21 protein-coding genes are annotated in these 20,980 nt (G+C 72.5%); 12 read left to right on the top strand and 9 right to left on the bottom strand.

Annotated elements, in window-relative coordinates:
- The first annotated feature begins 211 nt into the window (after window positions 1-211).
- From M8316_RS16745 to M8316_RS16755, 3 genes are read left to right on the top strand one after another with little or no spacing between them, the layout of a single operon-like run.
- Complete coding sequence (locus M8316_RS16745; protein ID WP_250056451.1) at window positions 212-2,068, top strand: DEDD exonuclease domain-containing protein; 1,857 nt, start codon at window positions 212-214, stop codon at window positions 2,066-2,068.
- Complete coding sequence (locus M8316_RS16750) at window positions 2,065-2,343, top strand: Lrp/AsnC family transcriptional regulator (RefSeq protein ID WP_250056452.1); 279 nt, start codon at window positions 2,065-2,067, stop codon at window positions 2,341-2,343. The genes M8316_RS16745 and M8316_RS16750 overlap by 4 nt, the downstream gene beginning before the upstream one ends.
- Before the next feature lie 46 nt (window positions 2,344-2,389).
- Window positions 2,390-3,043: a hypothetical protein gene (locus M8316_RS16755; RefSeq protein ID WP_250056454.1), complete on the top strand. Its 654-nt coding sequence runs from the start codon at window positions 2,390-2,392 to the stop codon at window positions 3,041-3,043.
- Window positions 3,044-3,116: 73 nt separating this feature from the next.
- Here M8316_RS16755 and trpD read toward each other — a convergent pair whose 3' ends face one another.
- On the bottom strand, window positions 3,117-4,148 hold the full coding sequence (gene trpD / locus M8316_RS16760) for an anthranilate phosphoribosyltransferase (RefSeq protein ID WP_250056456.1): 1,032 nt from the start codon (window positions 4,146-4,148) through the stop codon (window positions 3,117-3,119).
- Window positions 4,149-4,151: 3 nt separating this feature from the next.
- On the bottom strand, window positions 4,152-4,574 hold the full coding sequence (locus tag M8316_RS16765) for an Rv3143 family two-component system response regulator (protein WP_372490279.1): 423 nt from the start codon (window positions 4,572-4,574) through the stop codon (window positions 4,152-4,154).
- A 189-nt stretch (window positions 4,575-4,763) separates the two neighbouring features.
- Between M8316_RS16765 and ctaE the strand changes: the two genes are divergently transcribed.
- The 4 genes from ctaE to qcrB are packed head-to-tail and all read left to right on the top strand — an operon-like array spanning window position 4,764 to window position 9,143.
- Complete coding sequence (ctaE, locus tag M8316_RS16770; protein ID WP_308196045.1) at window positions 4,764-5,402, top strand: aa3-type cytochrome oxidase subunit III; 639 nt, start codon at window positions 4,764-4,766, stop codon at window positions 5,400-5,402.
- A 59-nt stretch (window positions 5,403-5,461) separates the two neighbouring features.
- A complete protein-coding gene (gene qcrC, locus M8316_RS16775; protein ID WP_372490280.1) occupies window positions 5,462-6,346 on the top strand; it encodes a cytochrome bc1 complex diheme cytochrome c subunit in 885 nt (294 codons plus the stop codon).
- Window positions 6,343-7,461: a cytochrome bc1 complex Rieske iron-sulfur subunit gene (qcrA, locus tag M8316_RS16780; protein WP_250056459.1), complete on the top strand. Its 1,119-nt coding sequence runs from the start codon at window positions 6,343-6,345 to the stop codon at window positions 7,459-7,461. The genes qcrC and qcrA overlap by 4 nt, the downstream gene beginning before the upstream one ends.
- Entirely contained in the window at window positions 7,458-9,143 is a 1,686-nt protein-coding gene (gene qcrB, locus M8316_RS16785) for a cytochrome bc1 complex cytochrome b subunit (RefSeq protein ID WP_250056460.1), read from the top strand. Before qcrA ends, qcrB begins: the two co-directional genes overlap by 4 nt.
- 169 nt (window positions 9,144-9,312) lie before the next feature.
- On the opposite strand, the gene M8316_RS16790 is transcribed toward qcrB, so the two are convergent.
- The 4 genes from M8316_RS16790 to ctaC form a co-directional block, all read right to left on the bottom strand.
- Window positions 9,313-10,557 (bottom strand): L,D-transpeptidase, encoded by a 1,245-nt coding sequence (locus tag M8316_RS16790; protein ID WP_250056461.1) that lies wholly within the window; start codon window positions 10,555-10,557, stop codon window positions 9,313-9,315.
- A 194-nt stretch (window positions 10,558-10,751) separates the two neighbouring features.
- Complete coding sequence (locus tag M8316_RS16795) at window positions 10,752-11,168, bottom strand: cytochrome c oxidase subunit 4 (RefSeq protein ID WP_250056462.1); 417 nt, start codon at window positions 11,166-11,168, stop codon at window positions 10,752-10,754.
- Entirely contained in the window at window positions 11,165-12,919 is a 1,755-nt protein-coding gene (gene ctaD / locus M8316_RS16800) for an aa3-type cytochrome oxidase subunit I (protein ID WP_250056463.1), read from the bottom strand. The genes M8316_RS16795 and ctaD overlap by 4 nt, the downstream gene beginning before the upstream one ends.
- A complete protein-coding gene (ctaC, locus tag M8316_RS16805) occupies window positions 12,916-13,836 on the bottom strand; it encodes an aa3-type cytochrome oxidase subunit II (protein ID WP_250056464.1) in 921 nt (306 codons plus the stop codon). Before ctaC ends, ctaD begins: the two co-directional genes overlap by 4 nt.
- Window positions 13,837-14,130: 294 nt before the next feature.
- On the opposite strand from ctaC, the gene M8316_RS16810 reads away from it, so the two are divergent.
- The gene (locus M8316_RS16810) at window positions 14,131-15,324 is read left to right on the top strand and encodes a cysteine desulfurase family protein (protein ID WP_250056466.1); all 1,194 of its coding nucleotides are present in this window, start codon (window positions 14,131-14,133) and stop codon (window positions 15,322-15,324) included.
- A complete protein-coding gene (locus tag M8316_RS16815; RefSeq protein ID WP_250056468.1) occupies window positions 15,321-15,623 on the top strand; it encodes a sulfurtransferase TusA family protein in 303 nt (100 codons plus the stop codon). The genes M8316_RS16810 and M8316_RS16815 overlap by 4 nt, the downstream gene beginning before the upstream one ends.
- Window positions 15,624-15,644: 21 nt before the next feature.
- Here the strand turns inward: M8316_RS16815 and M8316_RS16820 are convergent, their stop codons facing one another.
- Window positions 15,645-16,577, bottom strand: a complete 933-nt coding sequence (locus tag M8316_RS16820) for a carbohydrate kinase family protein (RefSeq protein WP_250056536.1) — start codon at window positions 16,575-16,577, stop codon at window positions 15,645-15,647.
- A 153-nt stretch (window positions 16,578-16,730) separates the two neighbouring features.
- On the opposite strand from M8316_RS16820, the gene M8316_RS16825 reads away from it, so the two are divergent.
- Window positions 16,731-16,976: a hypothetical protein gene (locus tag M8316_RS16825; RefSeq protein ID WP_250056470.1), complete on the top strand. Its 246-nt coding sequence runs from the start codon at window positions 16,731-16,733 to the stop codon at window positions 16,974-16,976.
- 132 nt (window positions 16,977-17,108) lie between these two features.
- Here M8316_RS16825 and erpA read toward each other — a convergent pair whose 3' ends face one another.
- Window positions 17,109-17,471: an iron-sulfur cluster insertion protein ErpA gene (erpA, locus tag M8316_RS16830; protein ID WP_250056471.1), complete on the bottom strand. Its 363-nt coding sequence runs from the start codon at window positions 17,469-17,471 to the stop codon at window positions 17,109-17,111.
- 109 nt (window positions 17,472-17,580) lie between these two features.
- Window positions 17,581-18,666: a glycerate kinase family protein gene (locus tag M8316_RS16835; RefSeq protein WP_250056473.1), complete on the bottom strand. Its 1,086-nt coding sequence runs from the start codon at window positions 18,664-18,666 to the stop codon at window positions 17,581-17,583.
- 67 nt (window positions 18,667-18,733) lie between these two features.
- On the opposite strand from M8316_RS16835, the gene M8316_RS16840 reads away from it, so the two are divergent.
- The gene (locus M8316_RS16840; protein WP_250056475.1) at window positions 18,734-19,672 is read left to right on the top strand and encodes a GNAT family N-acetyltransferase; all 939 of its coding nucleotides are present in this window, start codon (window positions 18,734-18,736) and stop codon (window positions 19,670-19,672) included.
- A 58-nt stretch (window positions 19,673-19,730) separates the two neighbouring features.
- Entirely contained in the window at window positions 19,731-20,906 is a 1,176-nt protein-coding gene (nadA, locus tag M8316_RS16845; RefSeq protein WP_250056477.1) for a quinolinate synthase NadA, read from the top strand.
- The last annotated feature ends 74 nt before the right edge of the window (window positions 20,907-20,980 follow it).

Genomic DNA, 20,980 nt, shown 5'->3' on the forward strand with positions numbered 1-20,980 from the left:
CGCGGGCGGGCGCACGATCGTGTCCCGCGCCCACCCTAGAGCCATCCGAGAGCCACCCGGGGGTGCGGCGGGAGCGCAGGAGGGCGCGCAGGAGGGCGCGCAGGAGGGCGGCCAAGAGGGAACGTCCCGGGACGTCCGGGGAGCCGGGCCGGGACGTCGGCACCGGCGCGCGTCCGACCCGCTGTCGGTGCTCGCTCGTAGCGTCCTCGCCATGCAGCACCCGCAGTCACCCTCCCGGTGGGAGGAGCAACGCTCGTTCGACCAGCTGGGTCGGCCGCTGCGCGACCTCACCTTCTGCGTGGTCGACCTCGAGACCACCGGCGGGTCGGCCGCCCAGGGCTCGATGATCACCGAGATCGGCGCGGTGAAGGTCCGCGGCGGCGAGGTGCTGGGCGAGTTCCAGACGCTGGTCGACCCCGAGGGCCCGATCCCGGCCTTCATCTCGGTGCTCACCGGCATCACCGACTCCATGGTCGTGGCCGCGCCCCGCATCGACACGGTGCTGCCCGCGTTCCTGGAGTTCGCGGAGGGCTGCGTGCTGGTCGCCCACAACGCGCCGTTCGACGTCGGGTTCCTCCAGCACTTCGCCGCGGCCCAGCAGCGCCCGTGGCCGCGGTTCGAGGTGCTGGACACCGCCCGGCTCGCCCGGCGGCTGGTGACCCGGGACGACGCGCCCAACTGCAAGCTCTCCTCCCTCGCGCAGCTGTTCTCGGCCACGACCACCCCGAACCACCGGGCCCTGGCGGACGCCCGCGCCACGGTGGACGTGCTGCACGGCCTCATCGGCCGGCTCGGGGCCCAGGGGGTGCAGACCCTCGAGGAGCTCCAGACCTACACCTCGCGGGTGACCTCCGCCCAGCGGCGCAAGCGGCACCTGGCCGAGCCGCTGCCGGAGAAGCCCGGGGTCTACCTCTTCCGCGACGACGACGAGCGCGTGCTCTACGTCGGCACGTCCAAGAACCTCCGCACCCGGGTGCGGTCCTACTTCACCGCCTCGGAGACCCGCTCGCGCATGGGCGAGATGGTCCGCCTGGCCGCCCGGGTCGAGGGCATCGAGTGCGCGACGCCGCTGGAGGCCCAGGTCCGCGAGCTGCGGCTCATCGCCCAGCACAAGCCGCGCTACAACCGCCGCTCGCGACACCCGGAGCGCACCCACTTCGTCAAGCTCACCCGTGAGGCGTGGCCCCGCCTGTCGGTGGTCACCCGCGTCGCGGACGACGACGCCGACTACCTGGGCCCGTTCGGCTCCCGGGGCCGCGCCCTGGAGGCCCTGGAAGCGTTGCACGAGGTCTTCCCCGTCCGCCAGTGCACGCAGCGCCTGGGCAAGCGACCGCGCGGCAGCGCCTGCGCGCTGGCCGAGATGGGCCGCTGCCTCTCCCCCTGCGACGGGTCGGTCGACGCCCTCACCTACGACGCGGTGGTGCGCTCCCTGCGCGAGACGCTGGTCTCGCGCCCCGACGAGGTCGTCGACCTGGTCCTGCACCGGATGGCCGATCTCTCCGCCGAGGAGCGGTTCGAGGACGCGGGCCGCCACCGTGACCGGCTCGCGGCCTTCGTCCGCGCGGCCGCCCGCACCCAGCGGCTCGGCTCCCTGACCGCCTGCCCGGAGGTCGTGGCCGCGCGCCGCGAGGACGACGGCCGGTGGGCGGTCCACGTGGTGCGCCGCGGGCGCCTGGCGGCGGCCGGGGTCATCCCGTCCGGCAGTGACGCCCACGCCTTCGTGGACGTGCTCCGTGCGGGCGCCGAGACCCTGGAGCCGGAACGGGCCCAGGCCCCGGGCCCGGTGCCGGCGGCGACCGCGGAGGAGACGGAGAAGGTGCTGCGCTGGTTGGAGCAGCCCGGCGTCCGCCTCGTGGAGGTGGAGGGCGAGTGGACGTGCCCGGTGGCCGGTGCCGGCCGCTCGTTGGCGCTGCTGGCGCCCGCCGGCCACGGCACGGGCCGGGAGCGGACGCGCGACGGAGGCGGAGAGCGGGCCCAGCGGACCGGGCGGCCGCGCGGGGACGGCGCGGCGCGACACGCCACCGGCGCTGCCGCCGCGGGCGCGGCCGTCGTAGCCTCGGGCTCGTGATCACCGCCATCGTCAACGTGCACGCCCAGGTCGACCGCATCCCGGAGGTCGCCGAGGAGATCGCCTCGCTCGAGGGCGTCTCCGAGGTCTACTCCGTCACCGGCGACGTCGACCTCGTGGCCCTGGTGCGGGTCAAGCACGTGGAGGACGTCTCCTCCGTCGTGGCCGACCGCCTCAACAAGGTGCCGGGCGTGACCTCGACCGAGACCCACATCGCGTTCCGCGCCTACTCCCGCCTGGACCTGGAGCAGACCTTCTCCGTCGGCCTGGACTGACCGCGACGATCCGTGGACGGCGGCCGGGGCGTCCTACCCTGCGCCGGTGATCCCCCTCGTCTCCGTCCCGGACGGCCCCCTGCTCGAAGCGTTCGGCTGGGCGGGCAGCGCCCTGCTGGTGCTCTCGCTCACCCAGCAGCGGGTGCTGCGGTTCCGGGTGCTCAACCTGGCGGCGGGCCTGGCCCTGCTGCTCTACAACCTGCTGATCGGCGTGTGGCCGATGGTCGGGCTCAACGCCGTCACCAGCGCCATCAACGTGTGGTTCCTGGTGCAGCTGACCCGTCAGCGCCACGACGAGGCGAGCTTCGCGGTGCTGCCCGTCGCCGGTGGCGACGCCTACCTGCGCCACGTGCTCGACACCCACGCGAGCGACATCCGCCGCTACCAGCCGGACTTCGACCCCGCGGCGGCCCTGGACGAGCGGGACCTGGCCTTCGTCGTGCAGCGCGGCGACGAGACGGTCGGGCTGGTGGTGCTGCGGCGCGACGGCGACGTGGCCCGGCTCCGGCTGGACCACGTGACGCCCCGCTACCGCGACTTCACGCCCGGCGAGTTCGTGTTCCGCCGCTCCGGGGTGCTGCGCGACCTCGGCTTCCGGCACGTCATGACCCCACCGCAGATGGTGGGCGCCTACTACGACCACATCGGCTTCCGCGCCAACGGCCGCGAGTTCGTGCTGGACCTGGAGCCACGCGGCTGACCCGGACCTGGAGCCACGCGGCTGACCCGGACCTCGAGCCACGCGGCTGACCCGGGCCGGGAGGGGCCGCCGCTCAGGCGGTGGCCGCCACCCAGCGCTCCAGGACCGCGGCCGCAGCACCGGTGTCGACCGCCTGGGCGGCCCGCTTCATCCCGGCCGCGAGAGCGGCGAGGGGCTCGGCCCCCGGCTCGTCGAGCACCGCCAGCGCGGCGCCGGCGTTGAGGAGCACCGCGTCCCGCACCGGGCCCTGCTCGCCGGCGAGCAGGCGGCGCACCACGTCCGCGTTGTAGGCGGGCTCGCCGCCGCGCAGGTCCTCGGTGCTCGCGCGGGCCAGGCCGAGGTCGGCCGGGTCCACGGTCACCGGGCGCACGGCGCCCTCGTGCACCACCCACACCGACGAGGTCGTGGTGGTGGTCAGCTCGTCCAGGCCGTCGTCACCGCGCAGCACCCAGGCGTCCACGCCGCGGTCGGCGAAGACCTGCGCCATCACCGGCGCGGTGCGCGGGTCGGCCACGCCGATGGCCTGCGCGCCCGGCCGCGCCGGGTTGGTCAGCGGCCCGAGCAGGTTGAACGCCGTGCCGATGCCGAGCTCGCGCCGGGGCGCGGCCGCGTGCCGCATGGCGGGGTGGAAGGCCGCGGCGAAGCAGAAGGTGATGCCGACCTCGGAGGCGAGGGGGCCCACCCGGTCGACGGGCACGTCGAGGCGCACGCCGAGGGCCTCGAGGACGTCGGCCGAGCCGGACTTCGAGGACGCGGAGCGGTTGCCGTGCTTGACCACGCGCGCACCGGCACCCGCGCTGACGATGGCCGCCATCGTGGAGATGTTGACCGACATCGAGCGGTCGCCACCGGTGCCGACGATGTCCAGCGTCCGGCCCGGGACGCGGATCGGGGTCGCGACCTCGTACATCGCGTCGACGAGACCCGTGAGCTCGGCCGCGGTCTCGCCCTTGGCCCGCAGGGCCACCGCGAAGCCGGCGACCTGCGCGGGGGTCGCGTCCCCGGCGAGGATCTCCCCCATCGCCCACGCGGCCTCGTCGGCCCCCAGGTCACGCCCGGCGACGAGGGAGGAGAGGACGTCGGGCCAAGTGGTGGCGGCGCCCACGCCTCAGGCCTGCGTCGCGGGGACGCGGGGCAGCAGCAGGCCGGAGACGGCCTCGGCCAGCTGCACCGGGTCCAGCGGGTGGGGCACCGCCGCCTCGGCGCGCGACCAGGTGGCCAGCCACGCGTCCTGGGGACGACCCGTGAGCACCAGCACCGGCGGGCACGCCGGGAGCTCGTCCTTGACCTGCTTGGCGATGCCCATGCCACCGGCAGGGACGGCCTCGCCGTCCAGGATGGCCAGGTCGATGCCGCCGGCGTCCAGGTGCTGGAGGACGACGGGCTCGGTGGCCACCTCCACGTACTGCAGCTCCGGCAGGTCCGGGTGCGGACGGCGACCCAGCGCGAGGATCACCTGCTGGCGGGTGCTGACGTCGTCGCTGTAGACCAGGACCGTCAGCGGGGCACGGGAGTCGGTGGAGTCGCTCACGTCGGTCATCGTAGGCCCAGCACCCCGGGTGCGCGCGAGGGCCGAGCGGCACGTCGGGCGCCACGCGACGCCCGGCCGGTCACAGCACCGGTCACGACACCGGTCACAGTCGGGTCACAGCCCTCGCACGGACGCGCCGGATCGGGGACCCGGTATGGAGTTCCGCAGAGCCTCGTCCATAATGCTCCCGTGGCTACTGCGGCTTCTCTCCCTGCATCCCGGCTCCACGGGAATCACGACCGACCGGACATGGTCAGCGTCGGGACGATCATCTGGCTCTCGAGCGAGCTGATGTTCTTCGCGGCCCTGTTCGCGGCGTACTTCACCATCCGCTCGGTCTCCCCCGAGCTGTGGGCGCAGAGCACCGAGGTGCTCGACGTCCCCTTCGCGCTGGTGAACACGACGATCCTGGTCCTGTCCTCCGTGACCTGCCAGCTCGGCGTCTTCGCCGCGGAGCGCGGCCAGGTGGGCCGCAAGGGCTCGCTGCTGCAGGTCAGCGGCTGGGGCCTGCGCGAGTGGTTCCTGCTCACCTACGTGATGGGCGCCGTCTTCGTCGGCGGTCAGGCCGTCGAGTACGCGAACCTCGTGCAGGAGGGCCTGACGATCCAGGCCTCCGGCTACGGCTCCATGTTCTACCTGACCACCGGCTTCCACGGCCTGCACGTGACCGGCGGTCTCCTCGCCTTCCTGCTCGTCCTGGGCCGCACGTACCTGGCCCGGCGCTTCACCCACGAGCAGGCCGTCAGCGCGATCGTCGTGTCCTACTACTGGCACTTCGTGGACGTCGTGTGGATCGGCCTGTTCGCCACGATCTACATCCTGCAGTGAACGCCTGAGCACGACCTGGGCGTAGTCTGATACATCCCCTTTGATCGAGGACCTCCACTGTGCGTTTCCTGAACCGTTCCGCTGGACGACTGTCGCGACACCGCCGCGGCCGTCTCGCGGGCGCCGTCGTCCTGCTCCTCGGCCTCGTGGCCGCAGGGTCGCTGTACTCCCTGGTCTCCACCGGCGCCACGTCGTCGGCGAGCGCGAGCAGCACGTCGTCCAACGACGAGCTGGTCTCGGAGGGGCGCAAGCTCTTCCTCGTCAGCTGCTCGAGCTGCCACGGCACCAACGGTGAGGGCATCGAGACCCTGAACGGTGACCAGTACGGCCCGTCCCTGGCGGGCGTGGGCGCCGCCGCCGTCGACTTCCAGGTCGGCACCGGCCGCATGCCGATGGCGCAGCCCGGCCAGCAGGCCGAGGCCAAGCCGGCCGCCTTCACCCAGGACGAGATCGACGCGCTCGGCGCGTACATCGCCTCCCTCGCGCCCGGCCCGGCCGTGCCCGACGAGAGCGACTACTCGATCGCCGACCTGACCGAGGAGGAGCAGCAGGAGGCCATCGTGCGCGGGGGCCAGATCTTCCTGACCAACTGCACCGCCTGCCACAACTTCGAGGGCTCCGGCGGCGCCATGCCGCGCGGCGGCCACGCCCCGCAGATCCGCGGCGTGGAGGCCAAGTACATCTACGAGGCCCTCCTCACCGGCCCGCAGCAGATGCCGTCCTTCAGCGACGGCAACCTGACGCCGGAGGAGAAGCGCGACGTGATCGCCTACCTCGACTCGCTCGACACCAACACCGGCTACGGCGGCTTCGGCATGGGCGGCTTCGGCCCCGTGGCCGAGGGCCTCTTCGCCTGGGTCGTCGGCATCGGCTCCATGGTGGGCTTCGCGGTCTGGATCGCGGCCCACTCCACTCGCTCGAAGAGGAAGAAGGCCACCGCGTGAGCGACCTGACCCCCCACGACGACTCCCACGAGGACGTTCCGGCCTCCGTGGAGCCGGTGCAGGACCCGGGTCTGCCCGAGCACACGTGGCGCCCCACCGACGTCGACGAGAAGGCGGAGAAGCGCGCCGAGCGCCAGGTCGCCGGCATGTTCGGCCTCTCCATCGTCTCGGTCGTCCTGTTCTTCGTCGTCTACTTCACCGCCGACGTCGGCGACGACTGGACGACCTTCCTCGGCCTGGGTGCCTCCAACGTGGGCCTCGGCGTCTTCCTGGGCCTGGCGCTGCTTCTGATCGGTGCCGGCGTCATCCAGTGGGCCCGCAAGCTCATGAGCGACCACGAGATGGTCGAGATGCGCCACGCGATCGCCTCCCCCGAGGAGGACCGCGCCGCCACGCTCGCCGCCCTGGACGCCGGCCTGACCGACGCGGGCATCGCCCGTCGCCCGCTGGTGCGCAACTCGCTCTTCGCCGCCGTCGGCGTCGTGGCCCTGTCCCCGATCGTGCTGCTGCGCGACCTGGGCCAGACCAACGCCCAGGTGACCGAGGAGGCCGAGTACCCCGGTGCTGGTCTCGAGCACACCGTGTGGGCCGCCGGCATGCGCGTCGTCCGTGACGCGGTCGGCACCCCCGTCAAGGCCGCCGACCTCCAGATCGGCGACCTGGTGAACGCTCAGCCGGAGGCGATCTTCCCGACCGAGGAGAACGGCTACCCCGACCTGGAGGGCGCTCCCCTGCAGATCGCCAAGTCGAAGGCCGCGATCGTCGTCGTCCGCATGGACCAGGACGCCTACGTGCCCGGTGAGGGCCGCGAGAACTGGGACGTGGACGGCATCGTCGCCTACTCCAAGATCTGCACGCACGTGGGCTGCCCGATCAGCCTCTACGAGCGCACCACGCACCACCTCCTGTGCCCCTGCCACCAGTCGACGTTCGACCTGTCCGACTCCGGTCGGGTCGTCTTCGGCCCGGCGGGCCGGCACCTCCCCCAGCTCCCGCTGGACGTGGACGACGAGGGCTACCTCATCTCCCGCAGCGACTTCACCGAGCCGGTGGGCCCCAGCTACTGGGAACGTGACAGCAAGCCGATCGGCGAGCAGGGAGAGGCTGACGTATGAGCATCGACACCAGCAAGGTCGCGACGACGACCAGCGGCGCCGTGAGCAGCAAGCCCACCAAGGTCGGCGCCGTCGCGACCTGGGCGGACGAGCGCCTCGGCCTCGGCACCGCGATGAAGAAGAACCTGCGCAAGGTCTTCCCGGACCACTGGTCCTTCATGCTGGGCGAGGTCGCCCTGTGGAGCTTCGTGGTCCTGCTCCTGACCGGCGTCTTCCTCACGCTGTGGTTCCACCCCAGCATGGCCGAGGTCGCCTACCAGGGGTCCTACGACCAGTTCCGCGGCGTGGAGATGTCGGACGCCATGGCGTCCACCATGCACATCAGCTTCGACGTGCGCGGCGGCCTGCTCATGCGCCAGATGCACCACTGGGCGGCGATGCTCTTCATCGCCGCGATGATGGTGCACCTGCTCCGCGTGTACTTCACCGGCGCCTACCGCAAGCCCCGCGAGATCAACTGGGTCATCGGCTCGCTGCTGCTGCTCCTGGGCACCCTCGAGGGCTTCACCGGCTACTCGCTGCCGGACGACCTGCTCTCGGGCACCGGCATCCGCGCCGCAGACGGCTTCATGAAGTCCATCCCCGTGGTGGGCACCTACCTGTCGTTCTTCCTGTTCGGTGGCGAGTTCCCGGGTGAGTCGATCATCCCGCGGCTCTACACCATCCACGTGCTGCTGATCCCGGGCGTGCTCCTGGCCCTGATCGCCGCCCACATGCTGCTGCTCGTCTCGCACAAGCACACGCAGTGGCCTGGCCCCGGCCGCACGGAGAACAACGTCGTGGGCTACCCCCTCATGCCGGTGTACATGGCCAAGGCCGGCGGCTTCTTCTTCATCGTGTTCGGCGTGACCGCCCTCATGGGTGGCCTGCTCGGCATCAACCCGATCTGGAAGTACGGCCCCTACGACCCGACCAAGATCACCGCGGGCCTCCAGCCCGACTGGTACATGGGCTGGCCGGACGGCGCGCTGCGCATCATGCCGGGCATCGAGTCCCACATCGGCGGCTACACGATCGCCTGGAACGTCTTCCTGCCGATCATCGTGCTGCCGGGCGTCATGTTCACGATCCTCATGCTCCTGCCGTTCCTGGAGTCCTGGATCACCGGTGACAAGCGCGAGCACCACCTGCTCGAGCGTCCGCGCAACGCGCCCACGCGCACCGCGGTGATGGTCTCGCTCATGACGTTCTACGGCCTCATGTGGGCCGCGGGCGGCAACGACCTGATCGCGATCCACTTCGACCTGAGCATCAACCAGATCACGTACTTCATGCGCGTGCTGGTGTTCGTCGGGCCGGCGATCGCCTTCTACATCACCCGTCGCTGGTGCATCTCCCTGCAGCGTCACGACAACGCCGTGCTGACCCACGGCCGTGAGACGGGCGTCATCAACCGCTCGCCCGAGGGTGGCTACAGCGAGAAGCACGAGGCGGTCTCCGCGGAGCGCGCCTACACGCTCACCTCGCGGCCCCGCGACGAGGTGTACAGCATCGCCGCGGACAAGGACGCCAACGGCGTCCAGCGCCCCACGGGCCGCCTCTCCGGCCTCCGTGAGCGTCTCTCGCTCCTGTGGTTCGCCGACAACGTGCAGAAGCCCACGCAGGAGGAGTACGACGAGGGCCAGGAGCACCTGGCGCACGCCGACCACGACGACCACGCGGAGCTGGGCTCCAAGCACTGATCCGCGTCACCGTCTCCACGACGAAGCCCCTCCCCGGTCCACCGGGGAGGGGCTTCGTCGTTCCTGGCGTCGGGTGCCCTGCACGGGGCTCCCGGGGACGGGCTCGAGGTGCGGCGGGCCCTGTCCCCTCCCCCACCGGCGTTCCGGCGTGCCCGCGCCGGACGCTGCGTCAGGCCAGCGCGGAGCCCTTGCGCCACTGCCGGAACGACTCGTTCCAGTCGCCCCAGCCGTTGGTGAGCGTCATGTCGTTGCCGTTCGTCCCCGTGGTGACGACGACGTCGCCGCGTCGTGACATCTCGTAGAGCCACCCGGCGTTCGCCGTGCTCATGCCGGTGCAGCCGTGAGAGACGTTCGCGTTGCCCTGGCTCGAGACCGACCAGGGCGCCGCGTGGATGAACTCCCCGGAGTAGGTCAGGCGCATCGCCCACTTCACCCCCGAGATGTTGTAGGCCTCGGCACCGGAGATGCCGACGGTCTCGGAGTTCATCCGCTTGCTGGCGAACTTCTCGATGATCACCTTGGTGCCGTTGCGGGTGTCGAACCCGGGCTTGCCGGTGGTGATGGGCAGCGTGCGCAGCAGCTTGCCGTTGCTGAAGACCTTCATCTCGTGGGTCTTGGCGTTGACCCGGTAGACGTGGGCGTCGCCGACGTCGAAGGAGACGCGGCGGCTGAGCTGGCCGTAGACGCCGTCGCCGGCGTCCACGCCGTTGACGGCCACGTCCACGGTGACCTTGCTGCCGGCCTGCCAGTAGGACTTGGGGCGCCAGTGCACCTCGTGCTGGCTGAGCCAGTGCCACGCGCCGTCCTGGGCGGGCTGCGCCGTGACCGTCATCTGACGCTCCATCGCGGCCTGGTCGGAGACGGCCACGTCGAACGTGACGATGACAGGCATGCCGACCCCGACGGTCTCGCCCTCGAGCGGTGCGATCGAGGGATAGGTCTGCTGGGCCAGCGTCAGGTCCTGGGTGCGGAAGGTGACCTTGCGGTTCACCTTCGCCCCGTCGTCGCCGACCGCGACGGCCCGCACCTGGTAGGTGGTGCCGGGCTCGAGCCGGTCGTCGGCCCGCCAGGAGTACTGGTTGTCGGCCATCGTGCCGGGCAGCTCCTCGCCGCCGTCGGCACGCACGGCGACCTTCGTCAGCGTCGCGTTCGCGACCGTCACGGTGACGACCCGCGACACGGGCACGTCCTCCTCTCCCCCACCACAGTTCACGGTGACGGAGGCCGGCGAGACGCTGGGCTCGGCACTGGTGGAGGAGTCCGCCGCACTGCTGGCATCGCTCGTCCCGGTGCCGCCGGTCGAGCCGGATGCCGCGGTGTCGTCCTGGCAGGCGGTCAGCGCGACCGCGGAGACGGCCAACGTCCCCAGCAGGACGCCGCGGCGCGGCAGGGCGGAGGTGCGGAACGGGGTCATGCAGGAGCTCCCGAGAAGACGAGGTGCTGGTACCCCTCCAGCGTACGTCGGGTCCCTGTGAGCCCCACCCTCGCGGGGCGGCGCGGCGGCGTGCTCCCACCGTGGCCGGCTCCGAACGCCACAGGGCCCCGCCCGCGGATCGCGGACGGGGCCCTGGGAGGAGCAACCGGGTGCGGCGCGTGCGCCGCGATGGCTCAGTGGGCGAACTCGCCTCGGTAGTACTCGAAGACCAGGCCGCACACGGCGATGATGCCGGGCACCGCACCGATGATGGCCAGCCACCAGGCCTGGAGCGCCACCGAGTAGCAGATGACACCGAGCGCCAGCGCGCACCACAGGGGCCACCACGAGAACGGCGCGAAGAAGCCGTACTCACCGGCGCCGTCGGCGATCTCGCCGTCCTGACGGTCCTCGGGGCGCTCGTGCCCGCGCTTGGCGATCACACCCAGGTAGAGGGTGATCAGCGCCGTCAGCAGCGCGGTCATGAGCAGCGCGACGGTGCCGGTCCAGTCGCCGCCGGTGGCACCGGCGGAGGTGATCAGCCAGTAGGCCGGCGTCACCAGGACGAAGAAGACCGTGCAGATCGCGAAGATCCAGGACTCCGCCTTCATCGGGCGCCCCCTTCACCGTTGTTCTCGTCGAGCATCTCCTGGCGGCCGTTCACGTCGGGCGCGTCCGCGGCGTGGCCGTTGGCCATCGCCATGTTGTGCTCCAGCTCCAGCGCGGCGATCTCCGGGTGGTGCAGGTCGAACGCCGGCGACTCCGAGCGGATGCGCGGCAGCGTGTGGAAGTTGTGCCGCGGCGGCGGGGAGGCGGTCGCCCACTCGAGCGAGCGGCCCCAGCCCCACGGGTCGTCCATGTTGACCATGGGCGCGTTGCGGCTGGTCCACACGTTCCAGAAGAACGGCAGCATCGAGAGGCTGAGCAGGAACGCCCCGACCGTCGACACCTGGTTGAGGAACGTGAACCCGTCGCCGGGCAGGTAGTCCGCGTAGCGGCGCGGCATGCCCTCGACGCCCAGCCAGTGCTGGACCAGGAAGGTGGTGTGGAAGCCGATCGTCAGCAGCCAGAAGTGCAGCTTGCCGAGACGCTCGTCCAGCATCTTGCCGGTGAACTTGGGCCACCAGAAGTAGAAGCCGGCGAAGGTCGCGAACACCACGGTGCCGAAGACCACGTAGTGGAAGTGCGCCACCACGAAGTAGGAGTCCGAGACGTGGAAGTCCAGCGGCGGGCTGGCCAGGATGACGCCGGTCAGACCACCGAAGAGGAAGGTGACCAGGAAGCCCACGGACCAGAGCATGGGGGTGTCCATGCTGATCGAGCCGCCCCACATGGTGAAGATCCAGTTGAAGAACTTCACGCCGGTGGGCACCGCGATCAGGAACGTCATGCCGGAGAAGAAGGCCACGTCCACGGCACCGGTGACGAACATGTGGTGGGCCCACACGGCCACCGACAGGATCGCGATGCCGAGCGTCGCGCCGACCAGGCCGACGTAGCCGAAGATCGGCTTGCGGCTGAAGACCGGGAGGATCTCCGTCACGATGCCGAAGAACGGCAGCGCGATGATGTAGACCTCCGGGTGGCCGAAGAACCAGAACAGGTGCTGCCACAGGATCGGGCCGCCGTGCGCGGTGTCGTACACGTGCGCGCCGACGAGACGGTCCGCGGCCAGCATCAGCATCGCGCCGGTGAGCACCTGGAAGGCGATCAGGGCGAGCAGGCTGGTGATCAGCGTGTTCCACACGAAGATCGGCATGCGGAACATGGTCATGCCCGGCGCACGCATGCAGATGATCGTGGTGATGAAGTTGACCGAGCCGAGGATGGTGCCCAGGCCGGACATGTACAGGCCGAGGATCCACAGGTCGCCACCGGCACCCGGGGAGCGGACCGCGTCGGAGAGCGGCACGTAGGCGAACCAGCCGAAGTCGGCCGCACCGGTCGGGGTCAGGAAGCCCGAGAGGACGATCAGGCCGCCGATCGCGTAGAGCCAGTAGCTCAGCGCGTTCAGGCGGGGGAACGCCACGTCGGGGGCACCGATCTGCAGCGGCATGATCACGTTGGCGAAGCCGAAGAACGCGGGCGTCGCGAACATCAGCAGCATGATCGTGCCGTGCATCGTGAAGAGCTGGTTGTACAGCTCGTCGTTCACGACCTGCTGGCCCGGGTAGGCCAGCTCGGCCCGGATGAACAGGGCCATGACGCCGCCGATGAGGAACCAGGCGAACGACGTGACCAGGTACATCTTGCCGAGCAGCTTGTGGTCGGTCGTGGTCAGGATGGTGGCGAGGTGCTCGCCGAGCGGGCGGCGCCCGCCCCCGGGCGCCGCGGTGCCCGGTGCTGCTGCGGTGGCGGTCATTCGCCGTCCTCCTCGGTCTCGAGACCGGCCTGGGTGTTGGCCTCGGAGCCACCGATCAGCGGCAGCTCGGAGGTCTGGCCGGCGTCCTCCAGGGCCTGGACGGCCGCCTCGTACTCGTCGGGCTCGACGACCTCGACGTTGAAGAGCATGCGGGAGTGGTACACGCCGCAGAGCTCGTAGCACTTGCCGGCGTAGGTGCCGGTCTCGGTCGGGGTCACCTGGAAGGTGTTCACCCGGCCCGGGATGACGTCCATCTTCATGAGGAAGCCGGGGACGCCGAAGTCGTGGATCACGTCGGGCGAGTGCAGGTTGAACCGCACGGTCTCGCCGACGGGCAGGTACAGGGTCGGGATGTCCGACGGGGTGCCGACGGTGTAGGCGTACTCCGAGTAGGGGTACACGTCGTCCATCTTGTCGTCGTCGGCGGTCCAGTCCTGCTCGCCGATGCCGTAGTTGAACGTCCACTGCCACTGCTGGCCGGTGACCTCGACGGTCAGGTCGGGCTCGGTGGAGGTGTCCAGCAGGATCTCCTGCGTGCGCACAGTGTGGGCGAAGAGCACCACGACCATGATCACCGGGACGATCGTGTAGAAGATCTCCAGGGGCAGGTTGTAGCGCGTCTGGACCGGGATCTCGTCGGCGCTGCGGCGCCGGTAGACGATGACCGCGTAGGCGATGAGGCCCCACACGATGACGCCGATGACGAGCGCGGCGATCCAGGAGCCCTGCCACAGGGCGAGGGTGGACTCACCCTGCTCGGTGGCCGGTTCGGGCATCGCGATCCGGGACCACTCACCCTGCGCCTCGGACGAGCAGCCGGCCAGGGTGGCGACGGCGAGGCCCGTGGCGGCGAGCGCCGCGGCACGGGCACCGCGGCGACGACGTCCCGGGGCCCTCTTCGGGAGCTGCAGACTCAACGCTGGAGCCTTCCTCTCAAACGAACAGAAGTACGCCGCAGGGTACCGCGAGCAGATCTGCGACAGCGCCACCGGGTACCTCCTGCGCGCGTCCTGGAGCCGTCGGGGCACAGGTCGCCCACAGGCTGGTGCGGGGGCTGCTCTCAGTCTCTCCCGAACTCGTGCACACCGCTACCTCGGTGTCCTCTCAGGAAGACGCCGACCGCAGGAGGGCCACGAACGGCCCGGTGACGCGCCCGGTGGCACCCGGTGCCGGGCGGCCGGCGTCCGGCACGGACGCCTACGCTGCTAGGCGTGGAGGACCAGACCGACCCCGCCGGGCCCGCCCCCGCGTCCACGCCCGCGCCCACTCCCGCGTCCGCGCCCGTGCGGCTGGACGCCGCGGCGGGCCGTCCGCTGCACCCGGCTGCGCTGGAGGTCCTCGACGCCGCGCTCGCCCGGGGCTGGGCCGACCCCCGGGCGCTTCACCGGCCCGGACGCGACGCGCGACTGCTGCTGGAGAACGCCCGCGAGGTCGTGGCCGGGTCGCTCGGCGTGCGCCGGGACGAGGTGCGGTTCACCTCCCCGGTCGACGCGGTGCAGCGCGGCCTGCTCGGCCTGGCCCGGGCCCGGCTCGACGCCGGGGCCCGCGACCTGGTGCTGGCCCCGGTCGAGCACGCCCACGTGCGGCACGCCGCGTCCTGGTGGGCGCAGGTGCACGGCGGGGCCGTGCACGAGGCCCCCGTCGGTCGCGACGGCCGGGTCGACCTGGACGCGCTGGAGCGTCTGGCGCGCGCTCCCGGCACCGCGGCCGTCGCCCTGCAGCTGGCCAACCACGAGATCGGCACCACCCAGCCCGTGGGCGCGGTGGCGCTCCCCTCGTCCGTGGACCTCTTCGTCGACGGCTCCGCGAGCCTCGGCCTGCTCGACCTGCCGCGCGAGGGCTGGGCGGCGGCCGCGGGGCACGCGACCTCGTGGGGCGGGCCCGGCGGCGTCGGGGTGCTGCTCGTGCGGCACGGCGCCCGGTGGCTCAACCCCTTCCCCGGCGACCCCGGGCCGCAGGACGCCGGCGGGGCGCTGCCCGACGCGCCGCTCGCACTCGCCGCGGCCGCGGCGCTGCGGGGCACGCTCGCGGAGCGCGCGGAGGTCGACGCGCGTCGTCGCCGGCTGGTGGACCGGATCCGGGCGACCGCGGCGACGCTGCCCGACGTCGACCTCGTCGGCGATCCCGACGACCGGCTCCCCCACCTGCTGACGTTCTCGTGCCTCTACCTGCCCGGTGACGCGCTGGTGCGCGAGCTGGACCGGCACGGGTTCGCCGTGGCCAGCGGCTCGGCCTGCACCGCCTCGACCCTGGAGCCGAGCCACGTGCTCGCCGCCGTCGGGGCGCTGACGCACGGCAACGTCCGCCTCTCCCTGGCCCCCGAGGTCACCGACGACGACGTCGAGCGCCTGTGCCACGTGCTGCCGGACGTCGTCGCGCGGCTGCGCGCGGAGGTCGGCCTGTGAGCGACGGGGCACCCGAGGTCACGAGCGGGGGGACGGGCGGGGCGACAGGCAGCGGCGCCGGCCTGCCCGAGCCCACGCTCGAGCTCGACTGCCGGGGGCTGCCCTGCCCGCGGCCCGTCATCGAGCTGGCCCGCCACCTCGGCGACGTGGCGCCGGGCGAGGTGCTGGCCGTGGTCGCCGAGGACCCGGCGGCGCGGGCCGACGTGCCCGCCTGGGCGCGGATGCGCGCCCAGGAGTACCTGGGTGAGGACGTCGCGGTCGACGGCGTGGCCCGGTACCTGGTGCGCCGGCGGGACTGACGCGCCCGCCGGCGGCGGGGCTCAGGGCAGGTGCGGGGCGACCTCGTCGGCCGGCACGTCGCCGTAGGAGTCGCGCACCCGCCGCAGGAAGCCCGCCGAGGAGAACGCGTACTCCTGGGTGCCGACGGTCTCCACGACGTAGGCGGCCAGCACGCAGCCGACCTGGGCGGCGCGCTCGAGGCCGAGGCCCCACGAGGCGGCCGCGAGGAACCCCGCCCGGAACGCGTCGCCCACGCCGGTGGGCTCCACGGCGGTGACGTCGGCGGCCGCGGCGACCACGACGTCGTCCTCGCCGCGGCGGCGGATGCGGACGCCGTCCTTGCCGAGGGTGGTGACCTGCACGCCGACGCGGGCCAGGACCTCCGCGTCGTCCCAGCCGGTCTTCTGGGCGATCATGTGCGACTCGTACTCGTTGGAGAACAGGATCGCGGCGCCGTCGACGAGGTCGCGGATGAGGTCGCCGTCGCCGAAGGCCAGCTGCTGGCTGGGGTCGGCGATGAAGGCGTACCCGCGCTGACGGCACTCCTGCGTGTGACGCAGCATCCCGTCGGGGTCGTCGGCGCCCACGAGGACGTAGGAGGGCGCGCCCAGGGACTGGGTGATCGGGCCGAGCTCGATCATCCGGGCCTCGCTCATGGCGCCCGGGTAGAACGAGGCGATCTGCGCGCCGGTGGGGTCGGTGGTGCACACGAACCGGGCGGTGTGCCGGGACTCGGAGATGTGCACGTGGCTGCAGTCGACGCCGTGCCGCTCCAGCCAGGACCGGTAGTCGGCGAAGTCCTCCCCGGCCGCGCCGACGAGCACCCCGCGCACGCCCAGCACGCCGAGCCCGAAGCACATGTTCGCGGCGACGCCGCCGCGGCGGATCTCCAGGTCGTCGACGAGGAAGGAGAGCGACACCTTGTCCAGCTGCTCGACCACGAGGGAGTCCCGGAACGTGCCGGAGTAGCCCATCAGGTGGTCGGTGGCGATCGACCCGGCGATCAGGAGGGGGCCGGCGGCGTCGGTGGGGGCGGACGAAGGGCCTGCATGCGCGTCGGACACGTCCCGGAACACTACCCCGCAGTACCCCTGCCGCTACTCCCAGGTAGCCCCTACCGTCGCCACATGAGCACCTCCACGGACCGTCCCGAGGGTCGTCTGACCCACGCTGACCTGGGCACTCTCGCCTCCATGACCGCCGACGCGCAGGCCGCGTCGCGGGCACTGCACCTGCTGGACGCCGCCGCACGGCGCCCCGCCCCGTCCCTGGCCTACGACGACTACCCGCGCGAGGTCGCCAAGACCGGCGAGGTCCGCGTGGACGTGGCGGCGCAGCGCATCGCCAACGCGCTCGAGCTGCACCTGGACTGACGACCCGTCCCGCGGGCGGAGCCCGACCGCCGCGACACCGAGGGTCTCAGACGCGAGAACCCCCGCCGCCTCCGCGAGGAGGGGACGGGGGTTCTCGTGCGCGCGGCCCGCGAGGCGGGCCGGCTCACAGGCTCAGTGGAAGGAGTCGCCGCAGGCGCAGGAGCCGGTGGCGTTCGGGTTGTCGATCGTGAAGCCCTGCTTCTCGATCGTGTCCACGAAGTCGATCATCGCGCCGTTGAGGTACGGCACGCTCATGCGGTCGACGACCACGGCCACGCCGTCGAAGTCGGTGACGACGTCACCGTCGAGGGTGCGCTCGTCGAAGAAGAGCTGGTAGCGCAGACCCGAGCAGCCACCCGGCTGGACGGAGATGCGCAGCTGCAGGTCGTCGCGGCCCTCCTGGTCGAGGAGGCTCTTCACCTTCCCGGCGGCGACGGACGACAGGTTGATGCTGTCGGCGCGGCGCTCCTCGGTGATCTCCACCTGCTCGGTCATGTGGCGGCTCCCAACGTCTCGGTCATGTGAGGCGGCTGCCTCGGTGGTCGGTGGTGCAACGTCTCCAAGGCTACGTCACGCCCGGCTATTCCCGTCAGCGTCGCCGGCCTCAGGACGACCAGGACCGCGCGACCCGCTCGGCGAGGTAGGCCAGCGAGCCCGCCGGGTCGGCGAAGGAGCGCTCCTCCCCCACCACGTCGACCATGCCGTAGGCCGACTCCACGCCCAGGGCGCGCATCTCCCGGGCCCCCACGTCGACACGGCCGGCCAGCGCGACGCAGGGCCGCAGGGCGGCGGCGGCCACCTCGGCCACGCCCGCGGGCACCTTGCCGGTGCGGGAGGAGAAGTCGAAGGCGCCCTCGCCGGTCAGCACGAGGTCGGCGGCGGCGGCGCGCTCGGCCAGGCCCACCGCGTCCGCCACGAGCCCGATGCCGGGCTCGCGGCGGGCACCGAGGGCCAGCAGGGCGAACCCGAGCCCGCCCGCGGCGCCGGCGCCCTTCTCCAGCGCGAGGCGCCGGTCGACGGCGACGGCCAGCTGCTCGAGCAGCGCGTCGAGCACGGGGAGCCGCTCCTCGGCGATGCCCTTCTGCGGCCCGAAGGTGCGGGTGGCCCCGAACAGGCCGGTGAGCGTGGCGTCGACGTCGCTGGCGGCGACCAGCTCGACCCCGTCCAGCAGGGCGCGGGCGGGAGCGAGGTCGACGTGGGTCACGTCCACGAGGGGCAGGGGCCCCGCGTCCAGGCGGACGTCGGCGCTCGCACCGAGCGCGGAGAGCAGCCCCGCACCGCCGTCGTTGGTGCCACTGCCGCCGAGGCCGACCACGATCCTGCGGGCGCCCGCCGCCACCGCCGCCCGCAACAGGTGCCCGACCCCGGCAGTGCCGGCCGCCTCGGCGCCCTGGCGACCGGTGAGGTGCAGGCCGCACGCCTGAGCGCTCTCGACGTACGCGGTGCCCTCGACCAGCAGCACGGTCGCCGGGGTGGGCGCGCCGTGCGGCCCGGGGACGGTGACGGCCAGCAGGTCCCCGCCCAGCGCCGCGTGCAGGACGTCGACGAAGCCCGGCCCGCCGTCGGAGAGCGGGGCCAGGTCGAGGACGTCGTCGGGCGCCCGGCGTCGCCAGCCCGCCGCGATCGCCTCGGCCGCCTCCACGGCGGTGAGGGTGCCGGCGAACTTGTCGGGGGCCACGAGGACGCGCATGGGGCCATGCTCCCCCACCGGGCACGGCGCGGACGCGGTGGCCGCGCCCGGCCCCTACGGTGAGGCGGTGACCGTCTCGCCCGACCCCTCCTCGCCCGGCCCCTCCTCGCCGCCCGTCCTGATCCGCCCCATGGCGCCCTCCGACGTGCCGGTGGCCGAGCGCATCAGCGACGAGGCGTTCCTGGCCGCCGACCTGCTGACGGTGCCGCGCGGGGCCCCGGACCCCACGCCCCGTCCCGCGGAGCGCTCCGAGCGCTGGATCGCCCGGACCCGCGCCTTCCTCGACACCGACCCGCAGGGCTGCGTCGTCGCCGAGGCGCTCGAGGGGCCGGACGCCGGCGCGGTGATCGGCTTCGCGACCTCGATGGTCCGCGAGCGACTGTGGGTGCTGGCCACCTTCGCGGTGCTCCCGGGGGCGCAGGGGCTCGGCCTGGGGTCTCGGCTGCTCGCCGCCGCGGAGCAGTCCGGGCGGGCCGCCGGCTGCGACCGCGCGATGCTGTCGGCCTCCGACGACCCCCGCGCCCTGCGCCGGTACTGGGGCGCGGGGTTCCGGCTGCACGGGCAGCGGCTGCTCTCGGGCGTGCTCGACCGCTCGGCGCTGCCCGCGGTGACCGGCCTGCGTGAGGGCACCGAGGCCGACCGCGACCTCCTGGACACCCTCGACCGGGAGCGACGCGGTGCCGGGCACGGGCCCGACCACGTGGCGCTCGCTGCGCAGGGTGCCCTGGTCGTGGACGCGGCCGGCGACGGGTACGCGTACGCGGCGGCGTCCGGCCCCGCGCTGGTGGCGGCCAGGGACGAAGGGACGGCGCGCCGCCTGCTGTGGGAGTGCCTGGCCCGCACCGAGCCCGGCGCCGACGTGGAGGTCGGCCACGTCAGCGGCGCGAACGACTGGGCCGTCGACGTCGCGCTCACCGCCAGGCTCGCGTTGCGTCACGACGGCTGGCTGGGCATCCGGGGCATGGACGCGCCCACGACGTACCTCCACCACGGCGCCCTGCTGTGAGTGGTCGCCAGGCGAGTCGGGGTGACGGCGTCAGGGAGACGACGCCTACCATCGACGCATGACGACCGTCGACCTCCCGCTGCTCCCGCTCGGCCGGGGCACCGACCCCGACACCGAGCGGGGCGTCGAGTGCCCGGGCGACCTCCCGCCGGCCTCCGACCCCTCCCTCGTCGAGCGCGCCCGCGCCGCCAAGGAGAAGCTGGGCGAGCGCGTGTTCGTGCTCGGCCACCACTACCAGCGCGACGAGGTCATCCAGTTCGCCGACGTCACCGGCGACTCCTTCAAGCTCGCCAAGGACGCCGCCGCCCGCCCGGACGCGGAGTACATCGTGTTCTGCGGCGTGCACTTCATGGCCGAGTCCGCCGACATCCTCACCACCGACGCCCAGCAGGTCGTCCTCCCCGACCTCGCGGCCGGCTGCTCCATGGCCGACATGGCCGCGCTGAGCCAGGTCGAGGCCGCGTGGGACGCCCTGTCGGCGGCCGGCGTCGCCGAGCACGTCGTCCCGGTGACGTACATGAACTCCTCCGCCGACATCAAGGCGTTCTGCGGCCGCAACGGCGGCGTCGTGTGCACCTCCTCGAACGCGGAGACCGCCCTGCGGTGGGCCTTCGACCAGAAGGACGACGCCAAGGTCCTGTTCCTGCCCGACCAGCACCTCGGCCGCAACACCGCGGTGCTCCAGCTGGGCTACTCCCTCGACGAGTGCGTGGTGTGGAACCCGCACCGCCCGAACGGCGGGCTGACCCAGGAGCAGATCGACGGCGCCCGGATGATCCTGTGGCAGGGACACTGCTCCGTCCACGGCCGGTTCTCCGAGGACGTCCTCGACGAGCTGCGCGCGAAGGACCCCGAGCTCAAGGTCATCGTCCACCCCGAGTGCAAGCACGAGGTCGTGACCCGCGCCGACATGGTCGGCTCGACCGAGTTCATCATCAAGGTCATCGAGGACGCCGAGCCCGGCACCCACTGGGCGATCGGCACCGAGCTGAACCTGGTCAAGCGCCTGGCCGACTCCCGGCCGGACCTCAGCATCAGCTTCCTGGACCGCAACGTCTGCTACTGCTCCACGATGAACCGCATCGACCTGCCCCACCTCGTGTGGGCGCTGGAGTCGCTGGTCGACGGCGTCGTGGTCAACCGGATCGAGGTCGACGACAGGACCGAGGCCGAGGCCAAGGTCGCGCTGGACCGGATGCTGGCCCTGCCCGGCACCGGCGCCGTCCGCGGCTGACGCACCGTCCGACCCCGAGCAATCGGGCCCGGCCCCTCCTCGGAGGGGTCGGGCCCGCTTGCTTCCGGAGACCT

Origin of the sequence: Nocardioides bruguierae, assembly GCF_023554635.1 — a bacterium.
In the GTDB taxonomy this organism is placed as follows: Bacteria; Actinomycetota; Actinomycetes; order Propionibacteriales; family Nocardioidaceae; genus Nocardioides; species Nocardioides bruguierae.